This is a genomic window from Streptomyces sp. NPDC037288 (assembly GCF_055603265.1).
The window spans coordinates 66,762-90,269 of sequence record NZ_JBVJVY010000033.1 but is presented as its reverse complement, the minus strand read 5'-3'; the positions used below and the strand labels follow the sequence as shown (position 1 = coordinate 90,269).

General features: G+C 69.4%; 21 protein-coding genes and 4 tRNA genes. 14 read left to right on the top strand and 11 right to left on the bottom strand.

Annotated features, from left to right (window positions below; translation table 11 throughout):
• Position 1 precedes the first annotated feature (1 nt).
• A tRNA-Phe gene (locus ACZ7GZ_RS30455) sits at positions 2–75 on the top strand.
• A 231-nt stretch (positions 76–306) separates the two neighbouring features.
• On the opposite strand, the gene ACZ7GZ_RS30450 is transcribed toward ACZ7GZ_RS30455, so the two are convergent.
• A complete protein-coding gene (locus ACZ7GZ_RS30450; protein ID WP_471029043.1) occupies positions 307–1,038 on the bottom strand; it encodes a glycosyltransferase family 2 protein in 732 nt (243 codons plus the stop codon).
• A 342-nt stretch (positions 1,039–1,380) separates the two neighbouring features.
• Here ACZ7GZ_RS30450 and ACZ7GZ_RS30445 point away from each other — a divergent pair, with 342 nt between their 5' ends.
• From ACZ7GZ_RS30445 to ACZ7GZ_RS30425, 5 genes are all read left to right on the top strand, one after another.
• Positions 1,381–1,572: a DivIVA domain-containing protein gene (locus ACZ7GZ_RS30445; protein ID WP_471029041.1), complete on the top strand. Its 192-nt coding sequence runs from the start codon at positions 1,381–1,383 to the stop codon at positions 1,570–1,572.
• Complete coding sequence (locus ACZ7GZ_RS30440) at positions 1,569–1,895, top strand: hypothetical protein (RefSeq protein ID WP_471029040.1); 327 nt, start codon at positions 1,569–1,571, stop codon at positions 1,893–1,895. The genes ACZ7GZ_RS30445 and ACZ7GZ_RS30440 overlap by 4 nt, the downstream gene beginning before the upstream one ends.
• Positions 1,896–2,012: 117 nt before the next feature.
• Positions 2,013–5,957: an ATP-dependent RNA helicase HrpA gene (gene hrpA / locus ACZ7GZ_RS30435; protein ID WP_471029039.1), complete on the top strand. Its 3,945-nt coding sequence runs from the start codon at positions 2,013–2,015 to the stop codon at positions 5,955–5,957.
• A gap of 97 nt (positions 5,958–6,054) precedes the next feature.
• Positions 6,055–6,129: transfer RNA gene (locus ACZ7GZ_RS30430), tRNA-Asp, on the top strand.
• Between the two features lie 435 nt (positions 6,130–6,564).
• Positions 6,565–6,756 carry a DUF6274 family protein gene (locus ACZ7GZ_RS30425; RefSeq protein WP_471029038.1) on the top strand — a complete coding sequence of 64 codons (192 nt, stop codon included), beginning with the start codon at positions 6,565–6,567 and terminating at the stop codon, positions 6,754–6,756.
• Positions 6,757–7,214: 458 nt separating this feature from the next.
• Here the strand turns inward: ACZ7GZ_RS30425 and bldC are convergent, their stop codons facing one another.
• Together bldC and ACZ7GZ_RS30415 are read right to left on the bottom strand one after the other, a co-directional pair.
• A complete protein-coding gene (gene bldC, locus ACZ7GZ_RS30420; protein ID WP_003949541.1) occupies positions 7,215–7,421 on the bottom strand; it encodes a developmental transcriptional regulator BldC in 207 nt (68 codons plus the stop codon).
• A 531-nt stretch (positions 7,422–7,952) separates the two neighbouring features.
• On the bottom strand, positions 7,953–8,795 hold the full coding sequence (locus ACZ7GZ_RS30415) for a DUF8083 family protein (RefSeq protein WP_471029036.1): 843 nt from the start codon (positions 8,793–8,795) through the stop codon (positions 7,953–7,955).
• A 212-nt stretch (positions 8,796–9,007) separates the two neighbouring features.
• Here ACZ7GZ_RS30415 and ACZ7GZ_RS30410 point away from each other — a divergent pair, with 212 nt between their 5' ends.
• Complete coding sequence (locus ACZ7GZ_RS30410; protein WP_471029034.1) at positions 9,008–10,114, top strand: Leu/Phe/Val dehydrogenase; 1,107 nt, start codon at positions 9,008–9,010, stop codon at positions 10,112–10,114.
• A 290-nt stretch (positions 10,115–10,404) separates the two neighbouring features.
• A complete protein-coding gene (locus ACZ7GZ_RS30405) occupies positions 10,405–10,656 on the top strand; it encodes a DUF3073 domain-containing protein (RefSeq protein ID WP_069780012.1) in 252 nt (83 codons plus the stop codon).
• Positions 10,657–10,722: 66 nt separating this feature from the next.
• Here ACZ7GZ_RS30405 and purM read toward each other — a convergent pair whose 3' ends face one another.
• The 5 genes from purM to ACZ7GZ_RS30380 all read right to left on the bottom strand — a co-directional run bounded on the left by purM (position 10,723) and on the right by ACZ7GZ_RS30380 (position 15,525).
• A complete protein-coding gene (gene purM, locus ACZ7GZ_RS30400) occupies positions 10,723–11,790 on the bottom strand; it encodes a phosphoribosylformylglycinamidine cyclo-ligase (protein ID WP_471029033.1) in 1,068 nt (355 codons plus the stop codon).
• A 34-nt stretch (positions 11,791–11,824) separates the two neighbouring features.
• Positions 11,825–13,354, bottom strand: coding sequence for an amidophosphoribosyltransferase (gene purF, locus ACZ7GZ_RS30395; RefSeq protein ID WP_471029032.1), 1,530 nt, complete (start codon positions 13,352–13,354; stop codon positions 11,825–11,827).
• A 202-nt stretch (positions 13,355–13,556) separates the two neighbouring features.
• The gene (locus tag ACZ7GZ_RS30390; RefSeq protein WP_471029030.1) at positions 13,557–13,994 is read right to left on the bottom strand and encodes an META domain-containing protein; all 438 of its coding nucleotides are present in this window, start codon (positions 13,992–13,994) and stop codon (positions 13,557–13,559) included.
• Between the two features lie 84 nt (positions 13,995–14,078).
• Positions 14,079–14,876, bottom strand: a complete 798-nt coding sequence (locus ACZ7GZ_RS30385; protein ID WP_471029029.1) for a maleylpyruvate isomerase family mycothiol-dependent enzyme — start codon at positions 14,874–14,876, stop codon at positions 14,079–14,081.
• Positions 14,877–14,886: 10 nt separating this feature from the next.
• Entirely contained in the window at positions 14,887–15,525 is a 639-nt protein-coding gene (locus ACZ7GZ_RS30380; RefSeq protein WP_471029028.1) for a TetR/AcrR family transcriptional regulator, read from the bottom strand.
• Between the two features lie 96 nt (positions 15,526–15,621).
• Here ACZ7GZ_RS30380 and ACZ7GZ_RS30375 point away from each other — a divergent pair, with 96 nt between their 5' ends.
• A complete protein-coding gene (locus ACZ7GZ_RS30375) occupies positions 15,622–17,169 on the top strand; it encodes an MFS transporter (protein WP_471029027.1) in 1,548 nt (515 codons plus the stop codon).
• On the opposite strand, the gene purL is transcribed toward ACZ7GZ_RS30375, so the two are convergent.
• The 3 genes from purL to purS are packed head-to-tail and all read right to left on the bottom strand — an operon-like array spanning position 17,111 to position 20,306.
• Positions 17,111–19,369: a phosphoribosylformylglycinamidine synthase subunit PurL gene (purL, locus tag ACZ7GZ_RS30370; protein WP_471029026.1), complete on the bottom strand. Its 2,259-nt coding sequence runs from the start codon at positions 19,367–19,369 to the stop codon at positions 17,111–17,113. The two genes, ACZ7GZ_RS30375 and purL, sit on opposite strands and share 59 nt — an antisense overlap.
• The gene (purQ, locus tag ACZ7GZ_RS30365) at positions 19,366–20,046 is read right to left on the bottom strand and encodes a phosphoribosylformylglycinamidine synthase subunit PurQ (protein WP_471029024.1); all 681 of its coding nucleotides are present in this window, start codon (positions 20,044–20,046) and stop codon (positions 19,366–19,368) included. The genes purL and purQ overlap by 4 nt, the downstream gene beginning before the upstream one ends.
• Entirely contained in the window at positions 20,043–20,306 is a 264-nt protein-coding gene (gene purS, locus ACZ7GZ_RS30360; protein ID WP_007383088.1) for a phosphoribosylformylglycinamidine synthase subunit PurS, read from the bottom strand. Before purS ends, purQ begins: the two co-directional genes overlap by 4 nt.
• 310 nt (positions 20,307–20,616) lie before the next feature.
• On the opposite strand from purS, the gene ACZ7GZ_RS30355 reads away from it, so the two are divergent.
• The 5 genes from ACZ7GZ_RS30355 (at position 20,617) to ACZ7GZ_RS30335 (ending at position 23,492) form a co-directional block, all read left to right on the top strand.
• A complete protein-coding gene (locus tag ACZ7GZ_RS30355) occupies positions 20,617–20,934 on the top strand; it encodes a histone-like nucleoid-structuring protein Lsr2 (RefSeq protein ID WP_351208694.1) in 318 nt (105 codons plus the stop codon).
• A gap of 169 nt (positions 20,935–21,103) precedes the next feature.
• Positions 21,104–21,175 (top strand) — tRNA-Gly (locus ACZ7GZ_RS30350).
• A gap of 79 nt (positions 21,176–21,254) precedes the next feature.
• Positions 21,255–21,330: transfer RNA gene (locus tag ACZ7GZ_RS30345), tRNA-Gly, on the top strand.
• A gap of 141 nt (positions 21,331–21,471) precedes the next feature.
• Entirely contained in the window at positions 21,472–22,416 is a 945-nt protein-coding gene (locus ACZ7GZ_RS30340; RefSeq protein WP_471029023.1) for an ABC transporter ATP-binding protein, read from the top strand.
• 332 nt (positions 22,417–22,748) lie between these two features.
• On the top strand, positions 22,749–23,492 hold the full coding sequence (locus tag ACZ7GZ_RS30335) for an ABC transporter permease (RefSeq protein WP_471029058.1): 744 nt from the start codon (positions 22,749–22,751) through the stop codon (positions 23,490–23,492).
• Positions 23,493–23,508 lie beyond the last annotated feature (16 nt).

The following is a 23,508-nucleotide window of genomic DNA, read 5'->3' as shown; positions in this document are numbered from 1 at the left end:
TGGCTGGGTAGCTCAGTTGGTACGAGCGTCCGCCTGAAAAGCGGAAGGTCGCCGGTTCGACCCCGGCCCCAGCCACAGCCGCCCTCACCAGGGCTTGAGCCCCTCTCCAACATCACTGGAGAGGGGCTCTTTCGTGTGCCTTCCGCTGTTCGTCCAGGGACGCATGGGCGTAGAACTTCATGGTCACCCCGATGTCGCCATGGCCCACGATCCGCCGGACGGTGTGAGGCGGAACACCCAGGTCGAGCAGGAGCGAGACAGCCGAGTCCGGTGATCGCGAAGCAGAGCGCGTACAGCGGGTCGTACCTACTGCCACGCCCAACCTGACTCCCGCAGGACGCTGGCGCGTTGTATGAGCGCGTCGATCCGAGTGGCAGCTTCAGTCGGTTCCCAGTAGTGATTCGATGCGGTCGTCTGCTTGGGATGCTTGCGATAAAGGACGCTCGGCTCGGCTATGAACTCACCAGGTGCCACGGCTTCCGCGGCAAGGAGCAGAGCAACTGTCTCGGCTCCGGACAATGCCTGCCAGCCGCCCAGCGCGAGCACCAGGCGACGGTGAGCGGCGAATGTGGTCGCCTGAACCGACAGACGGTGTTCCAGCACCTCGCGATAGAAGCGGGCGGGCTCCAAGGGGCCGCCCGCAGGGTCGTAGGGTCCCGGCGCGGTGCTCCCGTCCTCGTGGAGGTCGATGCAGGCGGATACGCACCACGGAACGCGTTCCAGGGTCTCGATGTCCCGCTCCAGCGCGCCAGGCAGCAGTACATCGTCTGCGTCCAGCGTCCGGATCAGGTCTCCTGTGGCGCGCGCAAGGGCGTGTGTACGTGTCACCGCAATGCGCGCTGGCTGCCCTGTCCCCAATGTGATCCTGGGGTCACTGGGCAGGCTGTTCGCAGGGATACCCGAGGTGCCATCCTCCTGCACGCACCATTCCCATTGCCAGTCGTCCGGGAGCTTCTGTTCGCGCAGGGATTCATAGGTGTCGCCGATGAAGTGGTGGCCGCCGTTGTGTACGGCGGTGATGACGCTGATGGTTCGCATGGCATTGGTCCTGCCAGAGGGAGGTTAGCTGCTCGTGATCATGACATGAACCAATGGCCAAGGCTTTACTTTTGGTGCCCTGCGTGTCCGCCCAGTCCGAACCCGCGTGAACAGCGAGACGGCTGCCGCCGGGCTACGCCAACCCGTACGCCGACAGTGGCGCACCACCACGACTGTCGGCCGTCACCGACGACCCCTATGATCAGGCTGCGCCCCACCTGGACGCGGCCAGAAAAGCGCAAGGTCGCCGGTTCGACCCCGGCCCCAGCCAGAAGGCCCCGTTCAGCGCACGGGGCCTTCGTCGTACGGGGCTGGGCCGCGCAGGCCTGCAGGGGGGCATCTGTGGCAGACGACTTCCGGGGTTTCGACATCGCTCGGCGTGGTTACGACCGCGCCCAGGTGGACGCCTATCTGGCCGGACTGGCCGCGGGTACGGCAGCCGACACGCCGCCCGCCTTCGACATCGTCCGGCGCGGGTACGACCGTACGCAGGTGGATACGCGGATCGTCGAGCTGCGAGGTGGGGGACGATGAGTCAGGACCAGGGCAGCGCCGCACACGACACCGAGTTGGAGAAGGACCGGGCTCGGTACGGGCTGCTGGCGGTCGTCATCAGCAATCTCGCGATCGCCGGTGTCGCGATCTTCGGGGTATGGCGGCTCAACGGGGACAAGGGAGTGATCGTCGGCATCCTCACCGCCGCGTTCACCGCGGTCAGCAGCATGACGACCGCCTACCTGGGCATCAAGGCCGTCTCCAACACCGCGCGGTCGCTCGCCCTCGGCAACGGCGCCCGGTCCCGGCAGCAACACGGCACCACGCCGACCCCGCCACCACCCGCCCAGGGCACCCCCTAGTCCGTGCACGCCGAGGTGGACGGCGCCGCGCAGTTCTGCGCGGCCCATGAGGCCGCTGCGGGACCCCCGTCAAATCGTTCGCGTGTTTTTCCTGGGGGGTGAGATCCTGGACCGCGTATGTCTACGCATCCCGCCCCCGCCCTCGGCACCCTCGCCCCCCGTCTTACCGAGCTGTCGCTGCGCGACGCGCAGCGCCTCGGCCGGCGGCTCGAGGGCGCGCGCAAGATCCGTAAGCCGGAGGCCCGCGCCGCCGTCCTCGCCGAGATCGAGGCCGAGATCGGCAGGGCCGAGGAACGGATCGGTGAACGGCGCGCCCGCGTGCCCGCCGTCACCTACCCCGAGCAGCTGCCGGTCAGCCAGAAGAAGGACGAGATCGCGGCGGCCATCCGCGATCACCAGGTCGTCATCGTCGCCGGTGAGACCGGTTCCGGAAAGACCACGCAGATCCCGAAGATCTGTGTGGAGCTGGGCCGTGGCGTGCGCGGCATGATCGGGCACACGCAGCCCCGCCGTATCGCCGCCCGGACCGTGGCCGAGCGGGTCGCGGACGAGCTGAGGACGCCGCTCGGCGAGGCAGTCGGCTGGAAGGTGCGGTTCACCGACCAGGTGAACCCGGACGCCACGTTCATCAAGCTGATGACGGACGGCATCCTGCTCGCCGAGATCCAGACCGACCGCGAGCTGCGCGCCTACGACACGATCATCATCGACGAGGCCCACGAGCGGTCCCTCAACATCGACTTCCTGCTCGGTTACCTGGCGCAGCTGCTGCCCAAGCGGCCGGATCTCAAGGTCGTCATCACCTCGGCCACGATCGATCCCGAGCGCTTCTCGCGGCACTTCGGCGACGCCCCGATCATCGAGGTCAGCGGCCGGACCTATCCGGTGGAGGTGCGCTACCGGCCCCTTCTGGAGGAGGAGGGCGACGACGCCGACCGGGACCAGATCACCGCGATCTGCGACGCCGTCGAGGAACTCCAGGCCGAGGGCCAGGGCGACATCCTCGTCTTCCTCTCCGGCGAGAGGGAGATCCGGGACACGGCGGACGCGCTGGAGAAGAAGAAGTACCGGTTCACGGAAGTGCTGCCGCTGTACGCCCGGCTCTCCCACGCCGAGCAGCACCGGGTCTTCCAGCCGCACACCGGGCGCAGGATCGTTCTGGCCACCAACGTCGCCGAGACCTCCCTCACCGTCCCCGGCATCAAGTACGTCATCGACCCCGGCTTCGCCCGGATCAGCCGCTACAGCCACCGCACCAAGGTCCAGCGGCTGCCGATCGAGCCGATCTCGCAGGCCAGCGCCAACCAGCGCAAGGGCCGCTGCGGCCGGACGAGCGACGGCATCTGCATCCGGCTGTACGCCGAGGACGACTTCCTCGCCCGGCCGGAGTTCACGGACGCCGAGATCCTCCGGACGAACCTCGCCTCCGTCATCCTGCAGATGACCGCGGCCGGCCTCGGCGACATCGAGAAGTTCCCGTTCATCGACCCGCCGGACCACCGCAACATCCGTGACGGTGTCCAGCTGCTCCAGGAGCTGGGCGCGCTGGACCCGACACAGAAGGACGTGCGCAAGCGGCTCACCGACACCGGCCGCAAGCTCGCCCAGCTGCCCGTCGACCCGCGCCTGGCCCGCATGGTCCTGGAAGCGGACAAGAACGCCTGTGTCCGCGAGGTGATGGTCATCGCCGCCGCGCTGTCCATCCAGGACCCGCGCGAGCGCCCGGCCGACAAGCAGACCCAGGCCGACCAGCAGCATGCCCGCTTCAAGGACGAGACCAGCGACTTCCTCGCCTACCTCAACCTGTGGCGGTACATCCGCGAGCAGCAGAAGGAGCGCGGCTCCAGCTCCTTCCGCCGGATGTGCAAGCAGGAGTACCTGAACTTCCTGCGCATTCGCGAATGGCAGGACATCTACACCCAGCTGCGGACGGTCGCCAAGCAGATGGGGATCCATCTCGACGAGGCGGACGCCCCGGCCGACCGCGTCCACGTCTCGCTCCTCGCCGGTCTGCTCTCCCATGTCGGGATGAAGGACGTACGCGACGGCAGCAAGAACGAGTACCTGGGCGCCCGCAACGCCAAGTTCGCGATCTTCCCGGGCTCGGCGCTGTTCAAGAAGCAGCCCAAGTTCGTGATGTCGGCCGAGCTGGTGGAGACGAGTCGGCTCTGGGCGCGGGTCAACGCGAAGATCGAGCCCGAGTGGGTCGAGCCGCTGGCCGGACACCTGCTCAAGCGGACGTACAGCGAACCGCACTGGGAGAAGGACCAGGCGGCCGTGATGGCGTACGAGAAGGTCACGCTGTACGGCGTCCCGATCGTCGCCCAGCGGAAGGTCAACTACGGCCGGGTCGACCCGGAGACGAGCCGCGAGCTGTTCATCCGCAACGCGCTCGTGGAGGGCGACTGGCGTACGCACCACAAGTTCTTCGCCGACAACCGCAAGCTCCTCAGTGAGGTCGAGGAGCTGGAGCACCGGGCGCGGCGCCGGGACATCGTGGTCGACGACGAGACGCTCTTCGACTTCTACGACCAGCGGGTGCCCGAACACGTCGTCTCCGGCGCGCACTTCGACTCCTGGTGGAAGCGGAAGCGGCACGAGCAGCCGGACTTCCTGGACTTCGAGCGGGAGATGCTCATCCGGGAGTCGGCGGAGGCGGTGACGAAGGCCGACTATCCGGACTCCTGGCGGCAGGGGCAGCTCAAGTTCCGGGTGACGTACCAGTTCGAGCCGGGCGCGGACGCGGACGGTGTGACGGTCCACATCCCGCTCCAGGTGCTCAACCAGGTCACGGACGAGGGCTTCGACTGGCAGATCCCGGGCCTGCGCGAGGAGGTCGTGACGGAGCTGATCCGCACGCTGCCGAAGCCGATCCGCCGCAACTACGTGCCCGCGCCGAACTACGCGAAGGCGTTCCTGGAGAAGGCGGTGCCGTTGCAGGAGCCGCTGACGGTCACCATGGCCCGCGAGCTCAAGCGGATGGTCGGCGTCCCCTTCGAGGCGGACGACTTCGACTGGTCCAAGGTCCCCGACCACCTCAAGATCACCTTCCGGATCGTCGACGAGCGGCGCCGGAAGCTGGCCGAGGACAAGGACCTGGAGGCGCTGAAGCTGAGCCTGAAACCGAAGGCCCGCAAGGCGCTCTCGCAGGCGGCAGCGGCGACGGCCTCCCGCGAGGGCGGCGAGTCACTGGAGCGCAAGGGGCTGACCGACTGGACGATCGGCACGCTGACCCGGGTCTTCGAGACGCGCCGGGCCGGCCAGCCCGTCAAGGCGTACCCGGCGCTGGTGGACGACGGCGACACGGTGTCCGTGCGGCTCTTCGACACGGAGGCCGAACAGGCCGAGGCCATGTGGAAGGGCACCCGGCGCCTGATCCTGCGGAACATCCCGGTGAACCCGGCGAAGTTCGCGTCGGACAAGCTGACGAACGCCCAGAAGCTGGCGCTGTCCGCGAACCCGCACGGCTCCGTCCAGGCGTTGTTCGACGACTGCGCGATGGCGGCGGCGGACAAGCTGATCGGGGACTTCGGTGGCCCGGTGTGGGACGAGGAGTCGTACCGGAAGCTGTACGACAAGGTGCGCGCGGAGATCGTCGACACGACGGTCCGTGCGGTCGCCCAGGTGCAGCAGGTCCTCGCGGCCTGGCAGGCCTGTGAGCGCCGTCTGAAGGCCACGAGCAGCCCCGTGCTCCTCGCAAACCTGACGGACGTCCGCAAGCAGCTGGACGCCCTTGTGAAGCCCGGTTTCGTGACGTGGGCGGGCATACGACGCCTCCCCGACCTCATGCGCTACCTGGTGGCCGCCGACCGGCGCCTGCAGCAGATGCCGACGGGGGTCCAGCGGGACACCACCCGCATGGAGAAGGTCCACGAGATGCAGGACGAGTACGCCTGGCTCCTGGAGCAGCTCCCCCAGGGCCGCCCGGTGCCGCAGCAGGTCCTGGACATCCGCTGGATGATCGAGGAACTCCGGGTCAGCTATTTCGCCCACGCGCTGGGCACCGCGTACCCCGTCTCCGACAAGCGGATCGTCAAGGCGATCGACGCCGCCGTTCCGTAACCGAGCGCATACAGAGGGTGAGTTCGACCAGGCGGGCCCACCTCCTGTACAGTCTCTTCTCGCAGCGCAACGCAGCAAGCCGAGCGCCGCGAAACCTGGTCCTGTGGAGCAGTTTGGAGTGCTCGCCACCCTGTCAAGGTGGAGGCCGCGGGTTCAAATCCCGTCAGGACCGCATCGAAGAAGGGCCCGCATCCGGCAACGGAAGCGGGCCCTTCGCGTGTCGGCCGGCACCACCCGGCCACCCCACCAAGGCGGAGCCCGCGCCCGCGGCGGAGCCGCAATCAGACACAGCAAATCCCGTCAGGACCGCCTCGAAGAGGGCCCGCATCCGGCAACGGAAGCGGGCCCTTTCGCATGCCGTCAGTTCCCAAGGGCCGACCGGGTCCATGCAGCCCGTCCGGGGCTTGAGGGCGAGGCCCGTCAGGGCCGGAGCGGGGGACTGGGGGCAACGGCCCCAGGGCCAGGCCCCAGTGGCGCGCACGCGGATCGGCGTCGCGCCCGAGGAATCGGCCGAACCGGCGGAGCCCCCCGCCCTTGACGGCGGCACATTGCGCCGGTACCCAGGGACCAGGGCCCCGTTCCCCTGTGCGGTCCGCGGAGGTGGCGTATGGCGGCATCGGCCAGGCATGAGACGCGGGCGCTGCTGAGGGCGCACCTGTCGGCTGCCTCGTCCTACCGGCATCTCACCCGCCACTGCCCCATCTGCCACCACCTGCTGCGGCTGGCCATGGACGCCGGCCCCCTGGTCCCGGAACCGGGCGACGAGGAAGCCGAGGACGAAAGTCCCCGCAGCGCATGACCAACGCCGGTCCCAACAGCCCGCCATGCGGGGGACTCTGGAACAGCGCACTCCATTAGCGCACACACGCCGTCGGCAACAACCGGCGCGCCGTGTGACGGGAGTCACCGCATGAGTTTTTGAAAGGCCGGTACTTACCCCTGCCCTACAACTGGTCAATTTAATATGTGCAATTGCACCGGCCCCATGGGTCATGCGCAGCGGTTCCGACAGCCCTTCCCAGACTCCGACAAGGCCGCTCACAGGGGCTCACCCGCCACCCGACCAGCGCACAAAAAAGATCGCGCTGGACCCGGCGGAGTCCAGCGCGATCTACGACGCACCCTGTGTCGCTGCCTACAACGTTCTCTTCGGCCTGGGCGAGGGGCCTGTTGGGGCAGGCCCGCGTCGCTTGGAGCTAGGGTTCCGGGCGCCTCGGCGAGTTGGGGGACCAGCCGTATTGCCCGGTTATGCGGTTGTCAGGCCTCGCTGCGCTGCTGCGGGATGCCCGCGAGAAGAGCGCGGACCTCGGCCTCGCGGTAGCGGCGGTGCCCGCCGAGCGTACGGATGGACGTGAGCTTGCCGGCCTTCGCCCACCGCGTGACCGTCTTGGGGTCGACACGGAACATGGTGGCGACCTCAGCCGGGGTCAGCAGCGGCTCGGCATCAGGGGTGCGAGCGGTCATGAGCGGCCTCCTCGGGAGAACCGAACCTTCTCGGTTCTTTCCTCTAAATTCTGCACCTTGACCCGCGTTGCCCGAAATGGCGGACGCGAGTCGAGTCGGTTATAGGACGAACGGCTTGTCCTCGGCACTACAACTACACCATCTGTCCAGCCGCGTCGGCCAAACCGATGGAATTGCCCTCCCAGGTGTTCATCAGCGACGGAAGCCGATGGACCATGCCATAGCGGACAGTCACGCCACTGTGACGATCAGTCACAGGGCGATCAGGAGTCACCAGACCCCCCAAAGCGTGCAATGCTGAGATTCCGCCCACCGTGGAGCATAGTTGGACGGAGGGAGCCCTCCCCGGACTCCTTGTCCTATTTTGGCATGAGGGGCGGCACTTAGGGCAAGGCTCTTGTAAGTGCCGTCCATCACGCTTGGGACAAAAGTCCAGATCGGGACCAACGTCCCGTCAGATGGGCAAGTGCCGTAGACCGTACGTCGTTCGACGCCGTTCGAGCCGTGACGTACGTCACTCGCTTACGTCACTCAGTTCGCGGAACGCCGGTCCCGTACCGAGCGCCACCGTTCCACGAGCCGCACATAGACCTCGCCGGCCGCCGCCCCGTCACCCCGGCGCAGCGCCTCGACGGCCTCGGCCACGTCCGCCGCCGAGTGGTCGCCCTCCAGCTCGCCGGCCGGCAGCACATGCACCAGGCCGCCGTAGTCCAGCTCCACCAGCGAGCGCGGGTGGAACTCCTCCAGCCAGCGGCCGACGTCCAGCAGGCCGTCGATCAGCGGCCCCTCCTCGACGGTGTCCTTCAGCGTGCGCAGCCCCCGCGCCACCCGCCGCCGGGCCTGGACCATGGGCGTGCGGTAGCGCAGCACCGGCGGCACCTCCGCGGTGCCCTTCTCGTACCGCCGCTCCTCGTCGGAGACCAGCACGAACCAGTTCAGCGGCACCTGCCAGGTCGCCGTGCGGATCCACGGGCGGGCGTCGGGGTTGCGGGCGAGCCAGCGCTCGTAGTCCTGGGCCGCCTGGCGGCGTACGACGGGGGGCAGCACCGCGTCCAGGACCGACGCCGGAAGCTCCTCCGCCAGTTCGCCGAGCGCCTGCCAGCCGCGCAGCCGGGTCCGCCACGGGCACACGCAGACCACCCCGTCGACCTCCAGCACGAAGGCGTCGCTGCTCTCGTGCACCGGCACCGCGACCGGCGGGGTGGGCAGCAAGTCGGCCAGGGAGCGGCGCAGTTCGTCCTGACAGGAGGGGCGGTCGGGGCGGCGGGCGTACCGCGTCCAGTGGCTGCGCTCCGGCTCCGGGAAGGCGCCCAGCGGCTCGTACACGCGCAGGTACGCGGCATAGGGGACGACCACGGAGGACACCTTCGGCACGCCTGCTCCCTCCCCATCGGGCCCCGCTCGAAAACCGCTGCAAAACCACTGCAAATCGTGCCACGGTCATGCGTGCACAAGAGGCCCGGGAGAGTGATCCTGAACACTGCACGAATGGTGGTCGCGCCAAGGCTCTACGCTCATGCCACGGCACCCCGCCACCCGTACGGGGTCCAACCCCACCCGCCGCTCTTTACACAGGAGTCACCACAGTGACCGACGTAATCGGCGCACCTGCCGATGTCCTGCACACCCTGTTCCAGTCGGACCAGGGCGGCCATGAGCAGGTCGTGCTCTGCCAGGACCGCGCGACCGGCCTGAAAGCCGTGATCGCCATCCACTCCACCGCCCTGGGCCCGGCCCTCGGCGGCACGCGCTTCTACCCGTACGCGACCGAGGCCGAGGCCGTCGCCGACGCCCTGAACCTCGCGCGCGGCATGTCGTACAAGAACGCCATGGCCGGCCTCGACCACGGCGGCGGCAAGGCCGTCATCATCGGCGACCCGGAGCGCGACAAGACCGAGGAACTGCTGCTCGCCTACGGCCGCATGGTCGCCTCGCTCGGCGGTCGCTACGTCACCGCGTGCGACGTCGGCACCTATGTCGCCGACATGGACGTCGTGGCCCGCGAGTGCCGCTGGACCACCGGCCGCTCCCCCGAGAACGGCGGCGCCGGGGACTCCTCGGTGCTCACCGCCTTCGGCGTCTACCAGGGCATGCGCGCCTCCGCCCAGCACCTGTGGGGCGACCCCTCGCTGCGCGGCCGCAGAGTCGGCATCGCCGGCGTCGGCAAGGTCGGCCACCACCTGGTGAAGCACCTGCGCGACGAGGGCGCCGAGGTCGTCGTCACGGACGTGCGCACGGACGCCGTCCAGCGGATCCTCGAGCAGTACCCGGTCGGTGTGACGGCGGTCGCCGACACCGAGGAGCTGATCCGGGTCGAGGGGCTGGACATCTACGCCCCCTGCGCGCTCGGCGGCGCACTGAACGACGACTCCGTCCCGGCGCTCACCGCCACGGTGGTGTGCGGCGCGGCCAACAACCAGCTCGCGCACCCGGGCGTCGAGAAGGACCTCGCCGACCGAGGGATCCTGTACGCCCCGGACTACGTGGTGAACGCCGGCGGCGTCATCCAGGTGGCCGACGAGCTGCACGGGTTCGACTTCGACCGGTGCAGGGCGAAGGCGGCGAAGATCTTCGACACCACGCTGGCCATATTCGCACGTGCGAAGGAAGACGGGATTCCGCCGGCCGCGGCGGCCGACCGGATCGCCGAGCAGCGGATGGCCGAGGCCCGCGCGGGACACGCTGCGCACTGACCCGGTCGCACAGGTGAGCGGTACCCGTCGGCGGGAACTTAGAGAGAACTCTCACTTCCCCCGGCGGGTCGTTCCCCGATAAGTGGTTAAAATCGCCACTGACCAGCGAGGACAGGGCTCCTCGAGGGTCCTGTGCACACGCGCGTGCTGCGGGCGACGTACCGTATGGGCGCGGGCTCAGGTACCGTGGAAGCCCTACGGACCGGCCTCTCTGCGGAGGGTCCGTTCCAGATCATGAACGCGTGTCAGACTCTGGGGCCACCAAGCCCCGTCACCGAGGGGGTCGAGCCATGGGGCGCGGCCGGGCCAAGGCCAAGCAGACGAAGGTCGCCCGCCAGCTGAAGTACAACAGCGGTGGGACTGACCTGTCACGGCTGGCCAGTGAACTGGGCGCATCGACTTCGAGCCAGCCGCCGAACAGCGAGCCGTTCGAGGACGATGAGAATGAAGAGGACGATCTTTACTCTCGTTACGCCGACCTCTATGAGGACGACGACGAGGATGAAGACGACGGTCCCTCACAACATCGTCGCGGCGCTTGACCTTGCACTGAGCACTCGTCCGGTCGGTGGCACTGCCACCGACCGGCTTCTGTGCTACCCGCAGGTTCAGCCGGCGTAGTCCTCGACCATTTCCGCGCCGGTCTCCTTCTCGCCCCGCTCGATGATCTCGCCGGCCACCCATGCGTCGACACCGCGGTCGGCCAGGGTGGCGAGGGCCACCTCGACGGACTCCTCGGGGACGATCGCCATCATGCCGACGCCCATGTTGAGGGTCTTCTCCAGCTCCAGGCGCTCGACGTTCCCGGTCTTCCCGACCAGGTCGAAGATCGCTCCCGGAGTCCAGGTGGAGCGGTCGACGGTCGCGTGCAGCTCGTCCGGGATGACGCGGGCCAGGTTGGCCGCGAGCCCGCCGCCGGTGATGTGCGAGAACGCGTGCACATCCGCGGTGCGGGTCAGGGCGAGGCAGTCCAGCGAGTAGATCTTGGTGGGCTCCAGCAGTTCCTCGCCGAGGGTGCGGCCGAGCTCCGCGACCTCCGTCTCCAGGGCCAGGCCGGCGCGGTCCAGCAGGACGTGGCGGACCAGGGAGTACCCGTTCGAGTGAAGCCCGGAGGACGCCATGGCGATCACCGCGTCACCCTTACGGATGCGATCCGCGCCGAGCAGCCGGTCGGCCTCCACGACGCCCGTACCGGCGCCCGCGACGTCGAAGTCGTCCTCGCCCAGCAGGCCCGGGTGCTCGGCCGTCTCACCGCCCACCAGGGCACACCCGGCGAGCACACAGCCCTCCGCGATGCCCTTCACGATGGCGGCGACGCGCTCGGGGTGCACCTTGCCGACGCAGATGTAGTCCGTCATGAACAGCGGCTCGGCGCCGCACACCACGATGTCGTCCATGACCATGGCGACCAGGTCGTGGCCGATGGTGTCGTAGACGCCCATACGGCGCGCGATGTCGACCTTCGTGCCGACGCCGTCCGTGGCGGAGGCGAGCAGCGGGCGCTCGTAGCGCTTGAGGGCGGAGGCGTCGAAGAGCCCGGCGAAGCCGCCGAGGCCGCCGAGGACCTCGGGGCGCCGGGTCTTCTTCACCCACTCCTTCATGAGTTCCACGGCGCGGTCGCCCGCCTCGATGTCGACGCCCGCCGCTGCGTAGCTGGCACCAGTTGTCTCAGACATGACTGTGAGAGCTTTCGTGTCGTACTGCAGGGTGTTACGGGCGGCGGATCGCGTCGGCCGCGGCCGTGGCGGCGGGACCGGCCGCCAGCTCGGTCTCCAGCAGCTGCTTGCCGAGCAGCTCCGGGTCCGGCAGCTCCATCGGGTACTCGCCGTCGAAGCAGGCGCGGCACAGGTTCGGCTTGGCGATCGTGGTCGCCTCGATCATGCCGTCGATGGAGATGTAGGCGAGGGAGTCGGCGCCGAGGCTGGTGCCGATCTCCTCGATGGTCATGCCGTTGGCGATCAGCTCCGCGCGCGTGGCGAAGTCGATACCGAAGAAGCAGGGCCACTTCACGGGCGGCGAGGAGATCCGGATGTGGACCTCGGCGGCGCCGGCCTCGCGGAGCATGCGGACCAGGGCCCGCTGGGTGTTGCCGCGCACGATCGAGTCGTCGACGACGACCAGGCGCTTGCCCTTGATGACTTCCTTCAGCGGGTTCAGCTTCAGGCGGATGCCGAGCTGGCGGATGGTCTGCGAGGGCTGGATGAAGGTCCGGCCGACGTAGGCGTTCTTCACCAGGCCGCTGCCGAAGGGGATGCCGGAGGCCTCCGCGTAGCCGATGGCGGCCGGGGTGCCGGACTCCGGGGTCGCTATGACGAGGTCGGCCTCGACGGGGGCTTCCTTGGCGAGACGGCGGCCCATCTCGACGCGGGAGAGGTACACGTTCCGGCCGGCGATGTCGGTGTCCGGGCGGGCCAGGTACACGTACTCGAACACACAGCCCTTGGGCTTCGCTTCTGCGAATCGGGAGCTGCGCAGGCCGTTCTCGTCGACGGCGATGAACTCGCCCGGCTCGATCTCGCGGACGAAGCTGGCGCCGCAGATGTCCAGGGCGGCGGACTCGGAGGCGACCACCCAGCCGCGCTCCAGACGGCCGAGGACCAGCGGGCGGATGCCCTGCGGGTCACGGGCCGCGTAGAGGGTCTGCTCGTCCATGAAGACGAGCGAGAAGGCGCCCCGCACCTTCGGCAGGACCTGGTGGGCGGCCTGCTCGATGGTCAGCGGCTTGCCGTCCTCGTCGACCTGGGCGGCCAGCAGCGCCGTCAGCAGGTCGGTGTCGTTGGTGGCCGCGACCCGGGTGGAGCGGCTGTTGTTGTCGTTGGGCAGCTCGGCGACCATCTCGGCGAGCTGCGCCGTGTTGACCAGGTTGCCGTTGTGGCCGAGCGCGATCGAGCCGTGCGCGGTGGCGCGGAACGTCGGCTGGGCGTTCTCCCACACGGAGGCGCCGGTGGTCGAGTAGCGGGCGTGTCCGACCGCGATGTGACCCTGGAGCGAACCGAGCGAGGTCTCGTCGAAGACCTGGGAGACCAGGCCCATGTCCTTGAAGACGAGGATCTGGGAGCCGTTGCTGACCGCGATTCCCGCGGATTCCTGACCCCGGTGCTGGAGGGCGTAGAGCCCGAAGTACGTGAGCTTTGCGACCTCTTCACCCGGAGCCCAGACACCGAAGACGCCACAAGCGTCCTGGGGGCCCTTCTCGCCGGGAAGCAGATCGTGATTGAGTCGACCGTCACCACGTGGCACGCCACCGAGTGTAGGCGAGATCGACCACTGGTCCGAATTGGGGATGCGTGGCCGTCACCGGTACAGCGGTCGCGATCACCTTGTGGCTTTCCGCGTTTGCGCTGGCCAGCGCGGTTTCGGGGGTCCGCGGGCGGCCGTGGAGGGCCAGCCCCGCAGCGGTCGCGGGCGCCTTTCGACGGGTGTGCGAGTGAGGCGTCGCACATCATGCGGGCGCGCTGCGGCTGAGGTGGATGCGATCGCCGTCGCCGTCGGTGAGCGTGAGCTTCCCGGCGTCGGTCTTGGCGACGAGGGTGCCCGTGGTGAGTGCGCGGGCGAGGGCCCGCTCGAACTCCATGCGGTCCGGGGCGCAGGCCATCCTGGTCGTGCGCAGGTCGCCGAAGGTGATCCGGTCGCCGTGCACGGTGGCCCGGGCGCTGAAGTGGTTGCAGCCCAGGTTGCCGGCCGCCTTGCCGTCCTCGTCGACACGGAGGCGGGCGGTGGCGGGCGCGTGCCGGGTCGTGTCGCCGGCGGTGAGGCTGTCGACCCGCCAGTCGATGCCGGTCACCCGTGACTGCTGGACGCTCACCGGACCACTGTCCGCCTTTCCGATGCCACAGGCCACCGTGAGCGGGACGAGCACGGCTGCCGCCGTCAGGGTCATGCGCTGCTTGTGCCGGTTCATACGGGTTCGACGGACCGGCGGTACGACCGGTTCCGCTGTCCGGCCCCGCGACGTGGGCGGCCGCTACGACATGAGCGGCAGCAGTCCCCCGATGTCCGCCCGCTCCCCGCCGGCCCTCACCTGGGCCTCCTCAAGGGCCTCCGTCCAGGTCAGGCGCCCGGTGGCGAGCCGGATCCAGGTCAGCGGGTCGGTCTCGACCACGTTGGGCGGGGTGCCGCGGGTGTGCCGGGGCCCCTCGACGCACTGCACCACGGCGTACGGCGGCACGCGCACCTCGGTGGAGCCGCCGGGCGCCTTGACGGCCAGGGCGTCGGCGAGCAGCCGGGTGGCGGCGGCCAGGGCCTGACGGTCGAACGGCACGTCCAGGCCGGGCACGGCGGCGTTGAGGTCGTCGGTGTGGACGACGAGCTCGGCGGTACGGGTGACCAGATAGTCGTCCAGGGGCAGCGAACCGGCGCTCGTCTGGAGGATCCGGGTGCCGGAGTGCTCCGCGAGCAGGGCTCGCAGGGACTGTTCGATGTCCGCCAGGTAGAGGTCCGGGTCGGGGTGTTCGGCGGCGATCTCCCGGGTGAACGCGTCGATGGCGGCGGCGTTGGCCGCGGTGGCGAAGGGCCAGTCGAGCAGGACGGCGTCCGCCTTCGGCGGCTCGGGCAGGGCGAGCGCCCGGTGGATCGCGGTGAGTGCCATGCCGATGTGCGCGACCAGGTCGCGTACGGTCCACTCGCCGAGCCGGGTGGGCAGCGCGAACTGCTCTTCGGTGAGGTCGCGAACGGCCTCCCGGACATGTCCGAACTGGGCGAGGACCGCGGCACGGGTCCTGGCGGGGTCGTAGCTGCGGGCGCGCTTCTTGGCCGGGGGCATGGCGGTGAGCCTATGCCCTGACCGCGTAGTCCTTCAGGCCCTTTTCGACCAGGTCGAAGGCCTGCCGGGCGCGTTGGGCGGCGTCGGCGGCCACCTGGTCGACGGTCTCGCCGGCATCGATCCGGCGGTGGTGTTCCTCGATCAGCGCGTTGCGGGCGGCGGTGAGGGTGGCGGCGGTGATCAGCGCCAGCGTGGCGTCGCCGGTCTCCTCGCTGAGCAGGTCGGCCAGTTCGCGCCCGCCCTTCTCGGACTCGACGTAGGCGCGTTCGCGCAGGACCGGCGTGGCCATGATGACCGCGCGGACCCGGCGGGCGAACGGCTCGCCGTGCAGGCCGACCGCGGGGTCGCGCCCCTCCACCATCGCGAGGAACTGCCGGCGCACGGCCGCCACCGCGGACTCCCCGGGCGCACGCTCGCGCACGGCCCGGGCGGCGTCGGAGAAGTGCTCCACCATCGGCTTGAAGACCAGTTCCTCCTTCGTGCCGAAGTAGTTGAAGACGGTCATCTTCGACACCTCGGCGGCGTCGGCGATCTCCTGGACGGACACCGCGTCGAAGCCCCGCTCCGCGAACAGGTCGACCGCCACCCGGTAGATCCGCATCGCCGTCTGCCGCTTCTTGCGCTCGCGCAGACCCATCGCCTCAGCCATGCGGGAAGCTTACCAAGACGAACTTTAGCCTCGGCCCAAATCTCATCTTGGATAAAACATTGACTGAGTATACGAATACCGGGCATGGTACTGCCCATGACCGACACACAGCGCAAGATCGGCCTGGTCGTCTGCCTGATCACGATCGTCCTGGCCGTCCTGGACACCCAGATCGTGTCCGCCGTGACCTTCCCGATCGTCCGGGACCTCGACCCCGACCGCGGGATCGACAAGATGCCCTGGCTGCTCAGCGCCTTCTCCCTGGCCTCGGCCGCGATGCTCCCGCTCTACGGCAGACTGTGCGACACCCTCGGCGCCAAGCCGGTCTTCCTCGGCGCCCTCGGTGCCTTCCTGAGCGGCTCGGCGCTGTGCGGCGCCGCCCCGTCGATCGGCTGGCTGATCGCGTCCCGGGCCGTGCAGGGCATCGGTGCGGGCGGGCTGATGAGCGTCACGATGGTGGTGATCGCGCAGCTGGCGGGGCCGGACGGCAAGAAGAACAAGGGCGCGGGCACCGGTGGGATCGTCGCGGGCGGCGGCATCGCCGTGGGGCCCTGGGTCGGCGGCTTCCTCGCCGACCACGCGAGCTGGCGCTGGGCGTTCTACGTCAATCTGCCGCTCGGCATCGCCGCCCTGGCCACCGCCGTGGTCGTGCTGAAGCTCCCCCGTCCTGCCACCAGGTGCTCGATCGACTTCGCCGGTGCCGCGCTCGCCGCCGCGTTCTCCACCGCCCTGCTGCTGGTCACCGAGTGGGGCGGCAAGCAGTACGCCTGGACGTCCCCGCAGGTCATCGGCCTGGCCCTGGCCTTTGCCAGCGCCCTCGGACTCTTCCTGCGCCGCCAGTTCACCGCCGCCGAGCCCATCCTGCCGCCCTCGCTGTTCCGCATCCGTGAGCTGCGCCTGGGGTTCGTGATCCAGGGGCTGATGGGCGCGGCCATGACGGGCGCCATCTACTGCGTACTGGTCTACCTCCAGCTCGTCCGGGGCATCACCAGCTCCTCCGCCGGTCTGTATCTGGCCCCGATGGCGGCGGGCATCACGGCGGTCGGCCTCGCCACCGGGCGGCTCACCGCACGCGGCTGGTCCGAGCGGACGTTCGTGATCGGCGGTTCGGTGGTCGGCACGGCCGCCTACCTGTTGCTGGCCACCACCGGCACCCACACCTCCCTGTGGCAGCTGCGGGCGGCCATGCTCCTCATCGGCCTCGGCTTCGGCCAACTCCTCGGCCAGCTGATCCAGTTGGTCCAGCAGAAGGCGCCGCGCCACCAGCTCGGCGTCGCCACCACCGCGATCCGCTTCTTCCAGACCCTCGGCGGAGCCCTCGGTGCCACCCTGTTCGGCACCCTCCTCAGCCGCCTCTACGACGGCCCCGGCGACGTCGGCTCCCTGGCCGCCCTGCGCGCAGCCGACCGTGCGGCGGGCATGACGGCGTACGTCTCCGCACTGGACGTGGTGTTCCTGTGCGGGGCGGGGCTGATGGCGCTGTGCCTGCTGCTCGCCCTGCGGCTTCCGAAGCCCGGGCCGGCACGTGAAACGGCCCCGCCCGTCGGAACGGGCGAGGCCGTCAGCGGCGTGGAAGACCCGCCGCTTACGCGAGCAGTGCCGGAATCGTCTCCTCGTGTGCCTTCCGCAGCTCCTCCAGCGTGAGGGTGAACTCGCCCTGGATCTCCACGGCCTCACCGTCCACGACACCGATCCGGGTGGCCGGCAGGCCCCGCGCACCGCACATGTCGTTGAAGCGGACCTCCTCCGAGCGCGGCACCGCGACGATCGCGCGGCCGGCCGACTCGGACAGGAGGAAGGTGAAGGCGTCGAGGCCGTCGGGTACGACCAGACGCGCGCCCTTGCCGCCGAGCAGCGCGGACTCCACGACCGCCTGGACCAGACCGCCGTCGGACAGGTCGTGCGCGGAGTCGATCATGCCGTCGCGGGAAGCGGAGACCAGGATCTCGGCCAGCAGGCGTTCCCGCTCCAGGTCCACGGCCGGGGGCAGGCCGCCGAGGTGGTCGTGGACCACCTGGGACCAGGCCGAGCCGCCGAACTCCTCACGGGTGTCGCCGAGGAGGTAGATCAGCTGGCCCTCCTCCTGGAAGGCGACCGGCGTACGGCGCGCGACGTCGTCGATCACACCCAGGACCGCCACGACCGGCGTCGGGTGGATCGCCGCCTCGCCCGTCTGGTTGTACAGGGACACATTGCCGCCGGTCACCGGAGTGCCCAGCTGCTGACAGGCGTCCGCCAGACCGCGCACCGCCTCCGCGAACTGCCACATGACCGCCGGGTCCTCCGGCGAGCCGAAGTTCAGGCAGTCCGACACCGCGAGCGGCTTCGCGCCCGTCGTCGCCACGTTCCGGTACGCCTCCGCCAGGGCCAGCTGCGCGCCCGTGTACGGGTCGAGCTTGGCGTAGCGGCCGTTGCCGTCCGTCGCGATCGCGACACCGAGGCCGGTCTCCTCGTCCACCCGGATCATGCCGGAGTCCTCCGGCTGGGCGAGGACGGTGTTGCCCTGCACGAAGTGGTCGTACTGGGACGTGATCCACTTCTTCGACGCCTGGTTCGGGGAGCCGACCAGCTTCAGGACCTGGTCCTTCAGCTCCTCGCCCGACGAGGGACGCGGCAGCTTGTTCGCGTCGTCGGCCTGGAGGGCGTCCTGCCAGGACGGGCGGGCGTACGGGCGCTCGTACACCGGGCCCTCGTGGGCGACCGTGCGCGGGTCGACGTCGACGATCTTGCCGCCGTGCCAGTAGATCTCCAGGCGGTCGCCGTCCGTCACCTCACCGATGACCGTGGCGATCACGTCCCACTTGGCGCAGATCTCCAGGAAGCGGTCGACCTTCTCCGGTTCCACGACCGCACACATGCGCTCCTGCGACTCGCTCATGAGGATCTCCTCAGGAGACAGGGTCGAGTCGCGCAGGGGGACGTCGTCCAGCGTCACGCGCATACCGCCGGAGCCGTTCGACGCCAGCTCGGACGTGGCGCAGGACAGGCCGGCCGCGCCCAGGTCCTGGATGCCGACGACCAGCTTCTCCTTGAAGGCCTCAAGGGTGCACTCGATGAGCAGCTTCTCCTGGAAGGGGTCACCGACCTGGACCGCCGGGCGCTTGCTCGGCTTGGCGTCGTCGAAGGTCTCCGAGGCCAGGATCGACGCGCCGCCGATGCCGTCGCCGCCCGTGCGGGCGCCGTAGAGGATGACCTTGTTGCCCGCGCCGGAGGCCTTGGCGAGGTGGATGTCCTCGTGCCGCATCACGCCGATGGCACCGGCGTTGACCAGCGGGTTTCCCTGGTAGCAGGCGTCGAAGACGACCTCGCCGCCGATGTTGGGCAGGCCCAGGCAGTTGCCGTAGCCGCCGATGCCCGCGACCACGCCCGGCAGGACGCGCTTGGTGTCGGGGTGGTCGGCGGCGCCGAAGCGCAGCGGGTCCACGACCGCGACCGGCCTGGCGCCCATCGCGATGATGTCGCGGACGATGCCGCCGACGCCGGTGGCCGCGCCCTGGTAGGGCTCGACGTACGACGGGTGGTTGTGCGACTCGACCTTGAAGGTGACCGCGTAACCCTGGCCGACGTCGACGACACCGGCGTTCTCACCGATGCCCACCAGCAGCGCGTCGCTCTGCGGTGCCTTCTCGCCGAACTGGCGCAGGTGGACCTTGGAGGACTTGTACGAGCAGTGCTCGGACCACATGACGGAGTACATGGCGAGCTCGGCACCGGTGGGCCGGCGGCCGAGGATCTCGACCACGCGCTCGTACTCGTCCTTCTTCAGGCCGAGTTCGGCCCAGGGCAGCTCGACGTCGGGGGTCGCGGCCGCGTGCTCGACCGTGTCCAGGGGCGTCCGGCTCATGCGTTGACCAGCTTCTTGAGGATCGAGGTGAAGAACGGCAGACCGTCGGTGCGGCCGGTGCCGATGAGCGGCTCCGTGGCGTGCTCCGGGTGCGGCATCAGGCCGACGACGTTGCCGGCCTCGTTGGTGATGCCTGCGATGTCGCGGAGCGAACCGTTGGGATTCACGTCCAGGTACCGGAAGACGACCCGGCCCTCCGCCTCGAGCATGTCGAGCGTGCGCTCGTCGGCGACGTACCGCCCGTCCATGTTCTTCAGCGGGATGTGGATCTCCTGACCCTGGCGGTAGTCGCCGGTCCAGGCCGTGCCCGCGTTCTCCACCCGCAGCTTCTGGTCGCGGCAGATGAAGTGGAGGTGGTCGTTGCCGAGCATCGCGCCCGGGAGGAGGTGGGCCTCCGTGAGGACCTGGAAGCCGTTGCAGATGCCGAGGACCGGCAGGCCGGCCTTCGCCTGCTCGATGACGGTCCCCATCACCGGCGAGAACCGGGAGATGGCCCCGGCCCGCAGATAGTCGCCGTAGGAGAAACCGCCGGGGAGTACCACGGCGTCGACCTGCTTGAGGTCCTTGTCCTTGTGCCACAGGGCGACCGGTTCTGCGCCCGCGAGGCGGATCGCGCGCTGGGTGTCCCGGTCGTCGAGGCTGCCCGGGAAAGTGACGACGCCAATACGAGCGGTCACTTGGCCGCCTCCGCGACTTCTTCGACCTTGACGGTGAAGTCCTCGATCACCGTGTTGGCGAGGAAGGATTCCGCAAGATCGTGGATGCGGGCGAGCGCGGCCTCGTCAACGGGCCCGTCAACTTCCAGTTCGAAACGCTTTCCCTGACGTACGTCCGAGATCCCATCGAAACCCAGACGCGGCAGCGCACGCTGGACCGCCTGGCCCTGGGGGTCGAGGATCTCCGGCTTGAGCATGACGTCGACTACGACGCGTGCCACTGGCACTCCCGGTGTGTGGTGCTGAGCAGGTTCCTTCAGACTACCCGCACAAAATTTCTACGCGAGTAGAGTTGTAGGAAACTACGTGAGGCGCATCACGATCGGGTGTCGAAGCCGTACCGCCGTGAAAAGTTCTGGGAAAGTTCGACGGTCCGCCCCGTCCGCCTATTGTGTTCAGACACGCGGACGGATTTAGTCGGGCTTCACTTTGCATTGCCGAGCACTGTACAAATGAATTGGCAATAGCCGATACTCGGCACGTCATCGCCGTTGAGCTGTATCGACGTGCCGCACGAAGGGACCGATATTCGTGGCGCAAAAGGTCGTGGTCACGCTCTTTGACGACATCGACGGCTCGGAAGCGGCGGAAACGATCGCCTTCGGACTCGACGGCAAGTCGTACGAGATCGACCTGAACGAAACCAACGCCAAGAAACTGCGCAAGGCGCTTGCCCCCTACGTCGAGGCAGGCCGCAAGCGGTCGCGCTCCGGCAAGGCGTACAGGCAGACGGAGGTCGCCCCCGACCCGGCGGCCGTCCGCGCCTGGGCCCAGGCCAACAAGATGGACGTCCCGGCCCGCGGACGCATCCCCAAGAAGGTCTACGAGGCCTTCAGCGCCGCGCAGTGAAGCCCGCGAAGGGGCAGTCCTCAGGGCCCGTCAGCGGACCCTGAGGACCGTGCACTTGGGCATACCGGGCAACAAGGGGGAGCCGACTTGCGCGACCCCCCTGCTGATCAGCTAATGTCTGGAGCACGCCGAGGGGCGAGGCCGAAAGGACCGAAACCCCGAGGATCGTGCGGGTGTAGTTCAGTAGTAGAACATCCCCCTTCCAGGGGGAAGGCGCAGTGTGCGATTCCTGTCACCCGCTCTGGCACCGGTCACAACCACTCGTGTGGATCAGGTAGGCTGGTGCTCGCACCGATCGGTGGGAGCCGGTCGGGGGCAGTGCGGACGTAGCTCAGTTGGTAGAGCGCAACCTTGCCAAGGTTGAGGTCGCGAGTTCGAGCCTCGTCGTCCGCTCCAGGGAAAGCCCCGGTCATCATGACCGGGGTTTTTTCGTGCGCCTGTGTCTCCGACACCTTCCCGTGCGCCGCTGACATTTGTCATGCCGGGCGATGACAGCGCGCACTGCCGACCCGGCCCGGACGCCGGGACGCTGGCTTCATGCACTACGACGAACACGAACGCGTGATTGAGGTCACCGATCTCAGGCGTGTCTACGGGGGCGGGTTCGAGGCCGTACGCGGAATCAGCTTCTCCGTGGCCCGCGGGGAGATCTTCGCCCTGCTCGGCACCAACGGGGCGGGCAAGACGTCGACGGTCGAACTGCTGGAGGGCCTCGCGGCACCCGCCGGGGGCCGGGTCCGGATCCTCGGCCACGATCCCTGCCGGGAGCGGACGGCCGTACGCCCCCGCACCGGCGTGATGCTCCAGGAGGGCGGCTTCCCGGCCGAACTGACCGTCGCCGAGACCGCCCGGATGTGGGCGGGATGCACGAGCGGGGCCCGGCCGGAGGCGGAGGTGCTGGAACTGGTCGGGCTGGCCGGCAAACACGGGGTGCGGGTCAAACAGCTCTCCGGCGGCGAGCGGCGGCGGCTCGACCTGGCGCTCGCCCTGCTCGGCGATCCCGAGGTGCTCTTCCTCGACGAGCCGACGACCGGGCTCGACGCGGAAGGCCGCCGGGACACCTGGGAGTTGGTGCGCGGACTGCGCGACGCGGGCACGACCGTGCTGCTCACCACGCACTATCTGGAGGAGGCCGAGGGCCTCGCCGACCGGCTCGCGATCCTGCACGAGGGCCGGATCGCGGCCTCCGGAACCCCGGCCGAGGTCACCGCGGGCCGGCCCTCCCGGATGGCCTTCGAACTGCCCGACGGCTACTTCGTCGGCGACCTGCCTCCCCTGGCCGACCTCGGCGTCTGCGACCACGAGAGCGACGGAAGGGTCGTACGGCTGCGGACGACCCAACTCCAGCGCACCGCGACCGCCGTGCTGACCTGGGCCGAGCGGACGGGCATCGAGCTGCGCGGGCTGGACGTGCGCTCGGCTTCTCTGGAGGAGGCGTTCCTGGGGATCGCACACGAACACGCACAGGCGGTGGCGGCGTGAGCCGGGGCGGAGCGCACACGGAGGGGCGCAGTGCCGGCGGAGCCGGAGCCAAGACCCTGGGGCGGGGCGGGGGCGGGGACGGAACCCTTGCCGGAGACGCGGCACACATCGGCCCCGGAGCCGGCAGCGCGGGCGGGGGCGGAGCAGTCTCCGTCCGAGCCGGCGGCGCGACCGGAGCACGAGGTGGCGGCGGTGGCCGGGGGCGGAGCGAGAGGAAGGGGCAGGACGTGAGCGGTGTCCGGACCGGTGCGGGAAGTGGTGTCGGGGTCGGTGGGGTGAGTGGTGCCGGGGCGGCGGGCCGGGCCGGCGGCCGCCGGGCGGCGGGCCGGCGGATGTGGGCCCTGGCCCGGGCCGAACTCGCTCTGCTCGGACGTAACCGAGGTGTCGTGTTCACCGCGCTGGCCGTGCCGCTCCTGCTGCCGTTCAGCATGCGGCCGGCCATCGACCAGCTGGATCTGGGGAAGCAGGGGCTGACCATCGGCACCACCCTGCTGACGGCCGCGATCGGCTTGTCCTTCCTCTTCGCCGTGTACACCTCCCTGGTCAACGCCTACGTCGCCCGCCGCGAGGAACTCGTCCTGAAGCGGCTGCGCACCGGCGAGCTCACCGACGCCGAGATCCTCACCGGCACGGCCCTGCCCGCCCTCGGTATCGGACTCGCCCAGGCGCTGCTGCTGTGCGCCGGGTGCACGGCCCTGCTGCACACCGGTGCGCCCAGGGCGCCGTACCTGATCCTGCCCGGGCTGCTGGCCGGGTACCTGGTCAGTGCCTCGCTCGCCGCGTTCACCTCGTCCTTCACCCGCACCGTGGAGAGCAGCCAGGTCACCGCGATGCCGCTGATGGTCCTGTCGATGCTCGGCTCCGGGATCACCGTCCCGACCGAGTTCCTGCCGGGCAAGCTGGCCACCGTGTGCGAGCTGCTGCCGCTGTCCCCGGCGATCCGGCTCGTCCGCGGCGGCTGGACGGGCCAGTTGGGCACCGGCGAGGCACTGGGCGCCCTCGTGACCGCGTTGGCCTGGATCTTCATCGCGGTGTTTGCTGTACGGCGGCGGTTCCGGTGGGAACCGCGGCGCTGAGCACGGAAGCGACGGG

Bases quoted from the DNA above. Each gene is read 5' to 3' on its own strand.
- ACZ7GZ_RS30450 (WP_471029043.1), bottom strand. From the start codon at position 1,038: ATGCGAACCATCAGCGTCATCACCGCCGTACACAACGGCGGCCACCAC.
- ACZ7GZ_RS30440 (WP_471029040.1), top strand. From the start codon at position 1,569: ATGAGTCAGGACCAGGGCAGCGCCGCACACGACACCGAGTTGGAGAAG.
- hrpA (WP_471029039.1), top strand. From the start codon at position 2,013: ATGTCTACGCATCCCGCCCCCGCCCTCGGCACCCTCGCCCCCCGTCTT.
- ACZ7GZ_RS30425 (WP_471029038.1), top strand. From the start codon at position 6,565: ATGGCGGCATCGGCCAGGCATGAGACGCGGGCGCTGCTGAGGGCGCAC.
- bldC (WP_003949541.1), bottom strand. From the start codon at position 7,421: ATGACCGCTCGCACCCCTGATGCCGAGCCGCTGCTGACCCCGGCTGAG.
- ACZ7GZ_RS30405 (WP_069780012.1), top strand. From the start codon at position 10,405: ATGGGGCGCGGCCGGGCCAAGGCCAAGCAGACGAAGGTCGCCCGCCAG.
- purM (WP_471029033.1), bottom strand. From the start codon at position 11,790: ATGTCTGAGACAACTGGTGCCAGCTACGCAGCGGCGGGCGTCGACATC.
- ACZ7GZ_RS30390 (WP_471029030.1), bottom strand. From the start codon at position 13,994: ATGACCCTGACGGCGGCAGCCGTGCTCGTCCCGCTCACGGTGGCCTGT.
- ACZ7GZ_RS30385 (WP_471029029.1), bottom strand. From the start codon at position 14,876: ATGCCCCCGGCCAAGAAGCGCGCCCGCAGCTACGACCCCGCCAGGACC.
- ACZ7GZ_RS30380 (WP_471029028.1), bottom strand. From the start codon at position 15,525: ATGGCTGAGGCGATGGGTCTGCGCGAGCGCAAGAAGCGGCAGACGGCG.
- ACZ7GZ_RS30375 (WP_471029027.1), top strand. From the start codon at position 15,622: ATGACCGACACACAGCGCAAGATCGGCCTGGTCGTCTGCCTGATCACG.
- purL (WP_471029026.1), bottom strand. From the start codon at position 19,369: ATGAGCCGGACGCCCCTGGACACGGTCGAGCACGCGGCCGCGACCCCC.
- ACZ7GZ_RS30340 (WP_471029023.1), top strand. From the start codon at position 21,472: ATGCACTACGACGAACACGAACGCGTGATTGAGGTCACCGATCTCAGG.
- ACZ7GZ_RS30335 (WP_471029058.1), top strand. From the start codon at position 22,749: ATGTGGGCCCTGGCCCGGGCCGAACTCGCTCTGCTCGGACGTAACCGA.